Raw genomic sequence first — 13000 nt, 5'->3', positions numbered from 1 at the left:
TTCGAAATTTGATATACTGATTTCGAGCGTATTTTTAACGTGAATAGAACAATTGAGGAGGCGCGACATTATGACAAGATGGGTTAGCATACTCATGATTACAGGGCTAGTTGTCGTCATTTTAGCGGCTTGTGGGCAAAAGGGTGCGCAACCGGATAATAAAAAATCGACATCTGAGCAACAGTTGACCATTTCTGCTGCCGCAAGTTTAACAGATGTGACGAAAGAATTAGAAAAAGCATTCCATGAAAAGCATCCTAATATCGACGTGTCATTTAATTACGGTGGTTCTGGTGCATTGCGGGAACAAATTGATAAAGGGGCGCCAGTGGATGTCTTCATGTCAGCGAATATGAAAGATGTCGATATGTTGAAAGAAAAAGGAAAAGTGCAACATACGTATGATTACGCCCACAACAAATTAGTATTAATTCATCGTAAGGGCAGTGACATTCAACGTGTTGATCAACTGGGAGACAATGATCAGCTGGCAATCGGTGAAGTAAAATCAGTGCCAGCCGGGAAATATGCTAAAACATTTTTGGAAGATCAAAACAAGTGGTCGTCAGTTGAAGAGCGTATCGTTTATGCGAAAGACGTGCGTGAAGTGTTAAACTATGTCAATAAAGGGAATGCGCAGTTAGGTTTTGTCTACCAAACAGACTTATATGTCGGTAAAACACCGCATTCTGGCGTAGAGAAAGTTTCGGACGCGCCATTAAAGTCACCAATTGTCTATCGCATGGGTACAGTGACTGATACTGAAGCGACAAAGGCTTGGTATGACTTTATGAAGAGTGAAACTGCACAACACATTTTGAAAGACTATCATTTTGAAAAATAGGTGATGATTATGCCTGACTTAATGCCATTTTGGATATCCATTAGAGTGGCTTTCGTGAGTACAGTCATCGTATTTATACTTGGAATAGCACTCGCGCGAATGATGTATGATAGACGAACGAAATGGACACATCTGATTGAAAGTATTGTATTGCTACCTATCGTATTACCACCAACTGTATTAGGCTTTTTACTACTCATGTTTTTTTCGGTGGACCATCCTGTGGGGCATCTGCTCACTGATATTTTAGGGGTAAAAGTGGTATTTACATGGATAGGCGCTGTCGTGGCTTCAGTCATTGTCAGTTTCCCGCTCATGTATCAACATACGGTCCAAGGTTTTCGAAATATCAATCCACGTATGCTAAATACTGCACGGACGATGGGAGCTTCTGAACTAAAAATCTTTTTCAAAATCACGTTACCTTTATCGAAGCGCGCCATCATTTCAGGGACGATGCTTGCCTTTGCACGATCGATTGGTGAATTTGGGGCGACCCTCATGATTGCGGGATACATTCCTGGTAAAACTAATACGTTGCCGTTAGAAATTTACTTTCTCGTTCAACAGGGTAGAGAAAATCAAGCGTGGCTATGGGTACTCGTTTTAGTGGCATTTGCAATTAGTATTATAGGAACAATGAATATGATGAATCAAGAGCGTTATCGTGAGGTGGATTAATTGTTAAACCTTCAAATAAAAATGAACATTAACCAACGTCACATCGGTATTCAAATTCAAAGTGACCGGCCTCAAATATATGCGATTCAAGGTGCATCAGGGATTGGGAAAACGACTTTATTGAACGTCATTGCAGGTATTTGTAATCCAGATGATGGCAAAATTGAAATTAATGGGCGTGTATTGACTGATACAGAACAGCAACGACAACTTCCAATTCGCGAACGTCACATCGGCTATTTGTTTCAAGATTATCAACTGTTCCCGCATATGACTGTGTTGGACAACATTACATTTATGACACGTTTTAATACACATATTGCAGATTTGATGAGACATTTGAATATTGAACACTTGCAGCACGTTTATCCAGAGCGCTGTTCGGGCGGTGAAAAGCAACGTGTCGCACTGGCAAGAGCATTAAGTATGCGACCAGAAATTTTATTATTGGACGAGCCATTTTCAAGTTTGGATGAAGGGTCACGCAAAGAAAGTATGGACTTGGTGAAGCGGATTTTTGAAGCATGGCATATTCCAATCATTTTTGTGACACATTCGAAGTGGGAAGCAGACACGTTAGCTGATGAAGTCATTGTGATAGAATAAGCCAGTCTGTTGTTCAGATAGAATCAGTGAAAATGTGATTGGCTAAGGAACTGTGAGGCTCAGTTGTTCGGATAAGACATCATAATGATACACAATAAAATCGTTTTAAAAGCGAATCAAAGACATCCACACAACATCTTTGGTTCGCTTCTTTAATATATAGGGAATCGGCCCTTATGATTTCATCGTTTTACTTCGCGATGAATAGGGTAATCTGCCGTTTCAATCCGTTGAGTCCCTTTCGAAAAATCCGTATAATTGAGAATAGTATTGTGGGAGAGGATTAAGATGATGGGTGAAGAACGATATTCTAGGCAAATTTTATACAAAGGAATAGGGACGAGTGGTCAACAGAAAATCAATGCGAAAGCTGTACTCATTGTGGGTATGGGCGCATTAGGGACACATCTTGCGGAAGGGTTAGCGCGCGCAGGTATTGGGAAGCTCATCATTGTTGATCGGGACTATATCGAGCATTCCAATTTACAGCGGCAGACGTTGTTTACGGAACGGGATGCGGATGAAAGTGTACCGAAAGTGATGGCCGCAAAAGAGATGCTTCAGGCGATACGTCGTGATGTACACATTGATGCTTACATTGAACATGTTGATAGTGATTTTCTAGAAACGCATGTGCCGACTGTCGATTTAATTTTAGATGCGACAGACAATTTTGAAACACGTATGCTATTAAATGATGCGGCGTATTATTATCGTGTGCCATGGATTTATGGTGGTGTCGTGCAAAGTACCTATGTTTCAGCCCCATTTGTTCCTGGAGAAACGCCTTGTTTTCAATGTTTAGTCCCACAAATTCCATCTCTCAATCTCACGTGTGATACGGTAGGAGTGATTCAACCTGCTGTCACGATGACGACAAGTTTTCAGTTGAGAGACGCACTGAAAATTTTAACCGAGACACCTATTGAACCTAAGTTGACTTATGGCGACATATGGGAGGAGACACATTTTGCTTTTGGCATGCGACGGTTGCAACGTGAGGATTGCCCAACGTGTGGTCATCAACCGAGCTATCCGTATTTAAATACACGATCGTCCACCTATGCCTCCTTATGTGGTCGAGATACGGTACAATACCAGCATCCAGAACTGACATTTGAGCAGTTAAAGTCATTTTTAGATGAGCGAGAAATACCCTACAAGTCCAATGGTTATTTATTACAATTTAAATTTGAAAATTCACGTATTGTTGCTTTTCAAGATGGTCGCCTACTCATCCACGGTTTAAAAGATATTGGCGCGGCACAAGCGATGATACATAAATTATTCGGCTAATGAAGGAGTGATTCCATGCATACGAACGTCAAATTAGAGAGACCTGTCCGTTGTGCAGTATTGACCGTTTCCGATACGCGAACGACTGAGACGGATAAAGGGGGTCAGAGTGTTCAAACATTATTACAAACGGCAGATTTTGATGTGGAAATTCAACATTACACGATTGTTAAAGATGAACTGATTGCCATTCAATCAACAGTGCAACAATGGATTACAGAAGATATCGATGTCATCGTGACGACTGGTGGAACGGGAATTGCACCGAGAGATGTGACGATTGAAGCGGTGACGCCGTTATTAGATAAGGAAATTGAAGGATTTGGTGAGCTGTTTCGTTATTTAAGCTTTACAGAAGATGTTGGGACACGTGCTTTGTTATCCCGAGCTGTTGCAGGTACGGCGAAGCGAACATTAGTCTTTTGTTTGCCAGGATCAACGGGAGCTGTAAAATTAGCGCTGAATCGACTCATATTACCAGAACTCACACATTTAGTTTATGAAATGAATAAATAAAAGCGTGCCCTCATTGATAACCATTTTGAATTTTACAATTGCCACCATAGGCTCGCGTTCCTAGGGGACTTGCCTCAACTCAATTCGGCTGGATTGAAATGTACATTTGAAGGAAGCCGAATTAAATTTTGGGAGCAGTACAGAAATCTCTTGTGAAACAAAGATTTCGTAGTACTGCCCCTGCAAGGCTGACTAGACTTCTCAAAAGCATGAGCATTGAGAAGTCAGACAGCTACTGCGAAAAACAGTAACCACTACTTAAAGTAAAGAAGTGACTGTTAGCAGTATGCACTCATTCCCTCAGGAGTCTCGCTTATTATAGCAATTGAATATCAAAGACTGTAAATCAATCAGGGCAAACTTTTGAAAAGAAGAAAACGACAAAAATTTCATCCCCATAACATTTCATTTGATTTTATAATTCAATATAACGCTTTTCATTTATCTTAGTAAAGCTGCAAAAATAATGATGTCCCGTCTCTTCACGGATGGGTGATATTTTTAGTTTGATGTACGGTTGAAGTCGGATTTACCGCCCGTTTTTTGAACGAGGTAAGTTGCACCGATGACCATCCCTTTATCAACAGCTTTGCACATATCATAAATGGTTAACGCAGTGGCAGAAGCAGCGGTTAAGGCTTCCATTTCCACACCGGTTTTGCCATTTGTAGAGACTGTCGCCGTAATGTTCAAAATGTACTGATTTTCAGAAGTGTCCCAATCAAAGGCAACATCAATACCTGTCAGTGCTAACGGATGGCACATTGGAATAATGGTCGATGTATTTTTAGCAGCCATAATCCCTGCGATTTGTGCGGTATTTAAAACATTTCCTTTTTTGTTAGTATTTTGCGTAATTTGTTCATAAATTGTGGCATTAACTTGAATGCTTGAATGTGCGATGGCTGTACGTTTGGTTACTTGTTTATCAGAAACATCTACCATCTTTGCATGACCTTGTGCATTAAGGTGTGTAAATTCAGACATGTTATTCCTCCTTACTTGAATGCAAGGATAGTATAGCATGAATTTTTCATTTTGTTAGGAGTGGTTCATCATGCCAGTAGAAAAAAGACATCCTATCCCCGTGTCAGAAGCGATACAACGTGTTATGAAACAAGCAATTGGAATGAAAAAGACGACAGTGAACATCTATGAAAGTGAAGGCTATATTCTTGCTGAAGATATCGTTGCGACTTATGACATTCCGCGTTTTGATAAATCACCTTATGATGGCTTTGCGGTGAGAAGTGTCGATACTGTCGGTGCTTCGAGTGATAACCGTATCCCATTTGAAGTAGTAGACCATATCGGTGCAGGCAGTGTGTCGACGAAGCAACTTGAAGCAGGGCAAGCTGTACGCATCATGACAGGTGCTGAAATGCCACAAGGTGCAGATGCAGTTGTTATGCTCGAACAAACGGTAGAAACAGCAGAAGGTTTTACGATTCGTAAGCCGTTCGAGTCACTAGAAAATGTGTCATTAAAAGGTGAAGAAACTGCGACTGGCGATGTCGTCTTAACGAAAGGTCAACGTATTAATGCGGGTGTTGTCGCAGTTCTAGCCACTTTTGGTTATGTTGATGTCCCTGTATTTCAAAAACCGACAGTAGCGATTATTGCGACGGGCAGCGAACTTGTAGATATTGATGCACCGTTAGAACCAGGGAAAATTCGTAATTCAAATGGTCCGATGATTGCTGCATTATTACGTAAAGAACGCATAGAAGCTGAACTATATAAAATTCAACAAGACGACTTTGACAGTAGTTTAACTGTCGTCAAAAAAGCATTTGCCGAGCACGATATTGTCATAACAACAGGTGGCGTGTCGGTAGGAGATTTTGATTATTTACCAGATATTTATCAAGCATTAGAAGCAGAAGTGTTGTTTAATAAAGTAGCGATGAGACCAGGTAGTGTAACGACTGTCGCGGTATCAGAAGGCAAATATTTATTCGGCTTGTCGGGAAATCCTTCAGCTTGTTATTCTGGCTTTGAATTATTCGTTAAACCAGCGATGTACCATATGATGCATGCTGAAAAATGTTATCCAAGTATGGTGCGTGCGACGTTGATGGAAGACTTTAAAAAGGCAAATCCATTTACTCGTTTTATTCGTGCCAATGTAGTACTCACAGGACGTGAAGCGACAGTACGTCCATCAGGTTTTAACAAGTCAGGTGCAGTCGTATCTATTGCCCATAGTAACGCCATGATTGTTTTACCTGGTGGTACACGAGGATTTGAACAAGGCCACGACGTACAAGTGATATTAACATCATCAGAAGCGTATCAACGTGAGAGTAGCTTATGATTTTACAAGTCGTAGGGTTTAAAGATGTAGGTAAAACGACGCTTATGCAAAAGCTAGTGGCCCATGTGAAAAGTTTAGGCTATGCTGTTGTGACGATTAAACACCACGGTCATGCTGGGGAGGACATTACGTTGCCGGCTGACCATATGGATCATATGCGTCATTTTAATGCTGGGGCAGATCAAAGTATTGTACAGGGCCATCAGTATATTGAAAGTGTCCAAAGAGCGGATGAAATGCCTTTACGGACTTTAATTGATGAATGTGTTACCATTGAAAAAAGTATGATATTAGTTGAAGGTTACAAACATGAACATTACGATAAAGTGATTGTGTATCGTAATGAAGCAGAATATGAACAACTTCAACAGTTGTCGAATGTGAAGTTTGCAGTAAATAGAGATGCTACAACATCGGATGAGCATGCGCTATTAGCATGGTTAACTGAGTGGATACAAACGAATGAAGGGTGATCGGGTTGAAACAATTCGAAGTGACAACACAACCGTTAGAACCGGAAAAATATCGCGCATACACATTAAATGAAAAACAAGGCGCGGTTGTTGTGTTTACAGGGCATGTACGCGAATGGACGAAAGGTGTCCGCACAGAATATTTAGAGTATGAAGCGTATGTCCCTATGGCTGAAAAGAAACTGGCACAAATTGGTGATGAAATAACTAAACGTTGGCCAGGTACTATCACTGCAATAGGCCATCGTATTGGTGCGCTTCAAATTTCTGATATTGCAGTTTGTATTAGCGTATCATCACCTCACCGTAAAGATGCCTATGCTGCAAATGAATATGCTATTGAACGGATTAAAGAGGTGGTCCCAATTTGGAAAAAAGAAATTTGGGAAGATGGTGCAGAATGGCAAGGGCATCAACGCGGTTATCACGACGATGCTATCAATAAAGGAGGACTTTCATCGTGAAAGTGTTATACTTTGCAGAAATTAAAGAACTTGTGAATCGGTCAGAAGACGTGTTTCATTTTGATTATGAGATTCCTGTTTCTGACTTAACAACACATTTATACCAAACCTATCCCGTCATTCAAGGGAAAAAATTTCAAGTTGCCATCAATGAAGAGTTTGCACGCGCGGAAGATCTCATTCAACCATACGACGTGGTTGCACTGATTCCGCCAGTCAGTGGAGGTTAAAAATTAGTCATGAAAGCTATTATACTTGCTGGTGGGCATTCAGAGAGATTTGGCTCACCGAAAGCATTTGCGAAAATTAATGGGACGACGTTTTATCACAAACTTGTCCAAACGATACAAGCGACGAACATGTTCAATGAGATTTTAATTAGTACGAACGAACAACTATTTTCTCAATTTCAACATGACACGGTCGTTGTAGATGAACCGAAACATCGGGATAAAGGACCACTCGCTGGTATTTATAGTGCGATGTCACGTGATACAGATGAGGATCTCTATTTCGTCATTTCTGTTGATACGCCCATGGTTACACAAAAAGCGATTAGCCATCTGTACCAGTTTATGGTTGCAAATCTCATTGAAGAACATTTAGACATCGCTGGTTTTATGGATGAAGCACGTCCGATACCGACCATTGCTTTTTATCACAAGCGGGTGTTTCCTATTATTGAAAATGTATTACAGTCGGATAATCTTAGTATGGAACATGTGTATGAGCAAGTTTCTACAGATTGGATAGAGGCGAATACGATTGAGAGTCCACACTATTGGTATCAAAATGTGAATTATCAACAAGATTTGGCAGCATTAGAAGCAGAACTAGCGAAATAAGAAAAGGAGGCGCAATATGGCAGACCAAATACTTGATAAATTGGGCAGACCCATTCGTGATTTGCGCATTTCCGTAACTGATAGATGTAATTTTCGTTGCGATTATTGCATGCCAAAAGAAGTTTTCGGTGATGATTATGTATTTTTACCGAAAGATCAATTGTTATCTTTTGAAGAAATTGTACGTATCACAAAGTTATATGCACAATTAGGTGTTAAAAAGGTGAGAATTACAGGGGGCGAGCCGTTACTCCGTCGTGATCTCCATCAATTAATTGCTCAAATTACACAAATCGAAGGCATTGAAGATATTGGTTTGACGACAAATGGCTTATTATTGAAAAAACATGGTCAAAAGCTGTATGACGCCGGATTACGTCGTATTAATGTCAGTTTAGACGCGATTGAAGATCGAGTATTTCAAGCGATTAACAACCGTGATATTAAGGCGACAACTGTACTTGAACAAATCGATTATGCCATCAGTATCGGTTTAAAAGTTAAAATTAACGTTGTCGTTCAAAAAGGCGTCAACGATCATCAAATTTTGCCAATGGTCCGTTATTTTAAAGATAAAGACGTAACGATTCGCTTTATTGAATTTATGGATGTTGGTAATGATAACGGTTGGGACTTTAGTAAAGTCGTCACTAAAGATGAGATGTTGGAGATGATTGCTGCTGAATTTGACATTGAACCGGTGTCTCCAAAATATTATGGAGAAGTCGCACAATATTATCGCCATGTTGGAAGTCAAGCACAGTTTGGACTGATTACAAGTGTGTCGGATTCATTTTGTTCAAGTTGTACGCGAGCACGTCTATCTTCAGATGGTAAATTTTACGGTTGCTTATTCAGTACAGGAAGCGGCTTTGATATTCGAGGGCTATTGAGAAGTGGAGCGAATGATGCCGAGATTTTGGCACAGTTGAAGGCTTTGTGGCATATTCGTGATGATCGTTATTCTGATGAACGGACAGCAGAAACAGTGGCAAAGAGACAGCAGAAGAAGATAAATATGAATTATATTGGTGGATAATTTTTAGAACATACGTTGACATGAATAGTAGAAAAAAGCTGGGAGTTTCATCATCCTAGCTTTTTTACGTCAAAGGTTACTTCTGCTTTTTAATTTGCTTTGTAAAGTCAATTTGAGCAAGGACTGGATCGTGATCACTTGCACGGCCAGCCATGTCAGTGAAGTCGCTATTGACGTGAATCATATCTAGTTTCGTTTGGCGTTTTAAATGTTGCGACACTAAAATGTAATCGAGTGTTTGCGTGTTACCTTGATATACATAAGAATAACGCTTGTTTTTAGGTACATCGTTCACCATGTTCGTTAAACCGTATGACTCAAAAGTTTTAAGCGGTTTTGACCATTGAAAGTCATTATAATCGCCTACTGAAATAATGGCGGCGTTAGGGTTTTGTTGTAGCACTTGCGCCGTAAATTCACCAATACGATGTGCGATTTCTACGCGTTGTGGTTCTGAAGTTAATTGAACAGGTTGATGACTGCCGAATAAGCCATCATCACCGCGTTTTGACTTCCAATGGTTAGCAATCGCAATGACTTGTTGCCCTTTAAAGTCAAACTGAGCAGCTAACGATTTACGTACATCCTCAAAAGCAGGGTCTCGTGGTGCGATACGACCTGGATTTCGTGTAAGTTGGTTGTTTTCATAACTGACGCTCGTTGTGGCATCACCCGTTGGAATGTGATCGTTAAATGTTATACGCTCTGGATTGTATAAAAAGCCGACACGAATATTGGCATCAGGTTGACCGCCATCTACATTATTTTCGGGATCAATATTGACATAACGATATGTCGGACCACCGGCATCTTTAATTGCTTGAATGAGGCGCTCATATGAAGCCGAGGCGTCAGAACTGCCTTTACCCGGTCCGTTGTTATCTTGAACTTCTGTCACTCCGACAATGTCAGGTTGTTTCATATGGCTAACGATACCATTTGCGAGTTTACGTGTTTTATCATCACTTGAACTTTTAACGTCATTTGAAAAGTTTTCTAAGTTGTATGACGCTACAGTCAGTTTATTTTCGGACGGTTTTAATGTCGTGCCTTTAGGTTGTGCTTTCCCTTTAACATGTGCTTGTTGCATCTCTTTTAAATCGATATTCACTTTATAATTTTGAAAACTGTAGTTCACATCACCAATTAAAGGCCCTTTGAAGCGATACCCCGTCGCAATATTAAAATCTTGTGCTCGCATGCTCTCATCATTCATTTTAAAGGCGATACGTTGACCATTGGCGTTATCAGGTTTTAATAAAATACCACCATTTTTCGTTTCACGACGATTTTGATGAAGTACTGTAAACACCTCGCCATGGTCTTGAGGACCTACACTGCGGACATCGCCAAATTCCACACGCATGCCTTCTAAAGCTTCCCAAAAGTCAATCGCATATGTATCCGGTTTGAAAACAGAAAAATGTTGAGGAGAAGCGATTTGTTGTGGGATTTTTTTGATTTTCACCGGTTTGGGTAAAGGTTAATTCTCTTTTCGAACGATCATTTGCCCCGCTTTATCTGAACGTGCATCAATTTCAGTCAATGGTAAATCTGTTTGTTGTTTTTCAGTGTAACCTTCAATCGCATATTCGCGGACCGTGCCCGAAACGTAAATAAAATCACCGACTTTGACGTTAGGTTTCTCTTTACCGGCAAAGACGATAATCCCTTCAGAAGTTGCAGGATTGTTGTCTTTTTGCGCATCTGGTGTTTGGAGGTGGAAATAATAGGAGTTGTTGGCCTTATAAATGTAAGTCACAATACCCGGTACTTTTTCAACGCGTTGATCTTTCAAAGGTGATGTATGTCCCGAACCTTGAATATCATGAATCAGTGTTGAGGGTGCCGTTTCAGCTTGTGCAACTGAATCGTGGAAGATTGAGCCTGTAGTGAGTAGGCCTAACAATAAAGTTGAAGTTATTAATTTGCTTTTCAATAGATTGACTCCTTAAAAATATTGTTTACGCGTTAAGTATACCAAAACAACGATAACAATATTTTAAAAAATTGATGAATTGATTAAAAAGGGACAATAGTTAGAAACGGCATGTCATTGAGGGGCTAAAATAATGACGATTTTCGATAAACAGCAAAGATACGAAAGACATGACATCATCTGAAGCTGTTGAAATAAAAAACACCTATTTATCAACGTAGTACATGTTGATAAATAGGTAGGTAATGTTATATTTCATCATTTTGAAGTTGTGCGAGTAACGACTGATACAACTGTTCTAAAATATCTGTTGCACGTGCAATCTCATCGTCTGAAAGTTGAAGAGGCTCGATTGCTTGCCGCTGTAATTGGCCAATCTGTAACTTTAACTTTTCATGGATAGCTTGACCGGATTCAGATAAATAGAGAAGTTTTTCTCGCTTATCCACTTCACCTGGGTGAATCATTAACCAACCTTGCGCATCCAACGCTTTTAAAATTTTTCGTGTCGTCGGTTTTTCAATCGATCGGCGTTTTGAAATTTGAACGAGGGTTGTACCAGGATTGATCGCGATATCTTTCATCACTAACCATTGTGCGGGGTAAAGTTGATGTTCATCGAGTAAAGGATGGACGAGTTTAATATAGGGACGGTAAAGTTTGGTGAAATGATCAAATAATATTGAAGGTTCCATACGAGACTCCTTTCTGAATAGGTTCTTAAAGCATATTATAACACTTCATGTTAAAGTTGTTGGATAAAAGCGTGCTTGTCAAAGCAAAAGTGCAGTATGTGTTATATCGAGATTTCACAACAAATATTTGGTAAAATAATATTATGGCATGAGAATTGGGAGTGAGCGCACAAATGATAGATATAGAATTTGATCACGTGATTCATTACATTGATGGATTAAATCAGTTCGAGTTTCCTGGGAAATATTTGGAAATTCAACCAGGTGGTCAACATGAAAATTTAGGGACTTATAATCGTCTCGTCCAAATCGATTTATCTTATATTGAATTAATAGATATATATCATCGAGGAAAAATGAAACAACAGTCTAAAACAGATGTAGGTAAGCACTCGTTTGCGACGTCGATTATGGAAAATGGTTATCGACAAGGGTTTAAAAAGATTTGTTTTAGAACGCACGATATTGAACAATTAAAAGTACAATTTGAAGAAAGAGGACTTGAAACGGTAGGGCCGGTTGAAATGACGAGAGAGAATAAAAAAGGACAAACGATTCAATGGCGACTGCTGTATGTAGCAAACCATCAGTTCGATGTAATTATGCCCTTTTTTATAGAGTGGAACGTGTCAGATGAAGCGCGAGAAACTGATTTTCAAGAACATTTTCATCAACATTTGACTTTAGATTTGATTACATTAAATACATATCAACGCCAAACAATGGTCGATCATTGGAAGAAATGGTTTGATATGGAAGAAGTTGAAACTTCAGACCGCTATACGATCCTCCAAAGTCCTGCGAAAAAAATCAAGTTTAAATTGGTGGAAGATAAAGAAGACGGGATAGAAGCTGTTCAATTTATCGATCAAACCATTGATGCACCAATTGCTTTTCGTACAAGAGGCGCAAGGTATCAATTTATTCCACCTCAAGCGTAAACAACGCTATATACGGCACTAATGATGAGTACGATATGCACCAGTGCAATGACGGCTTCTATGACTGATAGCAAGAGTTGTTGTTTCGTTTTATGTAGCAGCACACTATATATCCCGACAACCAATGAAAACGCGACAAAGATAATGCGTAAACTTAAGTAGTCGATGCCGATATGAAAAACGAATGTGCATACGATAAAGATGATATTAATGATAGAGAGTAAAAGTAAAATCAATTGACGCATAAAGAGACCTCCAGTTTGTATTGAACATCTGTTCTGTAACGTTTCAATCGAATGTGTCATTGATTATACTAGAAAATAAGAGAAGACGATAACTAAAAG

General features: G+C 39.7%; 15 protein-coding genes and 1 pseudogene. 12 read left to right on the top strand and 4 right to left on the bottom strand.

Going from position 1 to position 13000, the window contains the following annotated elements:
* Positions 1 to 70: 70 nt before the first annotated feature.
* From modA to GZH82_RS10105, 5 genes are all read left to right on the top strand, one after another.
* On the top strand, positions 71 to 844 hold the full coding sequence (gene modA / locus GZH82_RS10125) for a molybdate ABC transporter substrate-binding protein (protein ID WP_162682371.1): 774 nt from the start codon (positions 71 to 73) through the stop codon (positions 842 to 844).
* 9 nt (positions 845 to 853) lie between these two features.
* Positions 854 to 1525, top strand: coding sequence for a molybdate ABC transporter permease subunit (gene modB / locus GZH82_RS10120; RefSeq protein WP_162682370.1), 672 nt, complete (start codon positions 854 to 856; stop codon positions 1523 to 1525).
* A complete protein-coding gene (locus tag GZH82_RS10115) occupies positions 1526 to 2131 on the top strand; it encodes an ATP-binding cassette domain-containing protein (RefSeq protein ID WP_162682369.1) in 606 nt (201 codons plus the stop codon).
* Positions 2132 to 2422: 291 nt separating this feature from the next.
* Positions 2423 to 3427 carry a ThiF family adenylyltransferase gene (locus tag GZH82_RS10110; protein ID WP_203232883.1) on the top strand — a complete coding sequence of 335 codons (1005 nt, stop codon included), beginning with the start codon at positions 2423 to 2425 and terminating at the stop codon, positions 3425 to 3427.
* A gap of 15 nt (positions 3428 to 3442) precedes the next feature.
* Positions 3443 to 3943: a MogA/MoaB family molybdenum cofactor biosynthesis protein gene (locus GZH82_RS10105; RefSeq protein ID WP_162682367.1), complete on the top strand. Its 501-nt coding sequence runs from the start codon at positions 3443 to 3445 to the stop codon at positions 3941 to 3943.
* Between the two features lie 501 nt (positions 3944 to 4444).
* Here the strand turns inward: GZH82_RS10105 and moaC are convergent.
* Positions 4445 to 4930, bottom strand: a complete 486-nt coding sequence (moaC, locus tag GZH82_RS10100) for a cyclic pyranopterin monophosphate synthase MoaC (protein WP_162682366.1) — start codon at positions 4928 to 4930, stop codon at positions 4445 to 4447.
* A gap of 70 nt (positions 4931 to 5000) precedes the next feature.
* On the opposite strand from moaC, the gene GZH82_RS10095 reads away from it, so the two are divergent.
* Genes GZH82_RS10095 through moaA form a run of 6 tightly spaced genes read left to right on the top strand, consistent with a single transcriptional unit; the run spans position 5001 to position 9081 of the window.
* Complete coding sequence (locus GZH82_RS10095) at positions 5001 to 6260, top strand: molybdopterin molybdotransferase MoeA (RefSeq protein WP_162682365.1); 1260 nt, start codon at positions 5001 to 5003, stop codon at positions 6258 to 6260.
* Complete coding sequence (gene mobB / locus GZH82_RS10090; RefSeq protein ID WP_162682364.1) at positions 6257 to 6733, top strand: molybdopterin-guanine dinucleotide biosynthesis protein B; 477 nt, start codon at positions 6257 to 6259, stop codon at positions 6731 to 6733. Before GZH82_RS10095 ends, mobB begins: the two co-directional genes overlap by 4 nt.
* 5 nt (positions 6734 to 6738) lie before the next feature.
* Positions 6739 to 7197 (top strand): molybdenum cofactor biosynthesis protein MoaE, encoded by a 459-nt coding sequence (locus GZH82_RS10085; RefSeq protein ID WP_162682363.1) that lies wholly within the window; start codon positions 6739 to 6741, stop codon positions 7195 to 7197.
* The gene (locus GZH82_RS10080) at positions 7194 to 7427 is read left to right on the top strand and encodes a MoaD/ThiS family protein (RefSeq protein ID WP_162682362.1); all 234 of its coding nucleotides are present in this window, start codon (positions 7194 to 7196) and stop codon (positions 7425 to 7427) included. Before GZH82_RS10085 ends, GZH82_RS10080 begins: the two co-directional genes overlap by 4 nt.
* A 9-nt stretch (positions 7428 to 7436) precedes the next feature.
* On the top strand, positions 7437 to 8042 hold the full coding sequence (gene mobA / locus GZH82_RS10075) for a molybdenum cofactor guanylyltransferase MobA (RefSeq protein WP_162682361.1): 606 nt from the start codon (positions 7437 to 7439) through the stop codon (positions 8040 to 8042).
* Between the two features lie 16 nt (positions 8043 to 8058).
* Positions 8059 to 9081 (top strand): GTP 3',8-cyclase MoaA, encoded by a 1023-nt coding sequence (gene moaA, locus GZH82_RS10070; RefSeq protein WP_162682360.1) that lies wholly within the window; start codon positions 8059 to 8061, stop codon positions 9079 to 9081.
* 76 nt (positions 9082 to 9157) lie between these two features.
* Here moaA and GZH82_RS10065 read toward each other — a convergent pair.
* Positions 9158 to 11020: pseudogene (locus tag GZH82_RS10065) on the bottom strand (endonuclease/exonuclease/phosphatase family protein).
* 248 nt (positions 11021 to 11268) lie between these two features.
* Positions 11269 to 11715: a MarR family winged helix-turn-helix transcriptional regulator gene (locus tag GZH82_RS10060; protein WP_162682359.1), complete on the bottom strand. Its 447-nt coding sequence runs from the start codon at positions 11713 to 11715 to the stop codon at positions 11269 to 11271.
* Positions 11716 to 11888: 173 nt separating this feature from the next.
* Here GZH82_RS10060 and GZH82_RS10055 point away from each other — a divergent pair, with 173 nt between their 5' ends.
* Entirely contained in the window at positions 11889 to 12656 is a 768-nt protein-coding gene (locus GZH82_RS10055) for a VOC family protein (RefSeq protein WP_162682358.1), read from the top strand.
* Here the strand turns inward: GZH82_RS10055 and GZH82_RS10050 are convergent.
* Entirely contained in the window at positions 12647 to 12901 is a 255-nt protein-coding gene (locus GZH82_RS10050; RefSeq protein WP_162682357.1) for a hypothetical protein, read from the bottom strand. The genes GZH82_RS10055 and GZH82_RS10050 overlap by 10 nt on opposite strands.
* Between the last annotated feature and the right edge of the window lie 99 nt (positions 12902 to 13000).

The organism is Staphylococcus sp. MI 10-1553, assembly GCF_010365305.1.
Classification (GTDB): domain Bacteria; phylum Bacillota; class Bacilli; order Staphylococcales; family Staphylococcaceae; genus Staphylococcus.
This window is presented reverse-complemented; position numbering and strand designations above follow the sequence as displayed.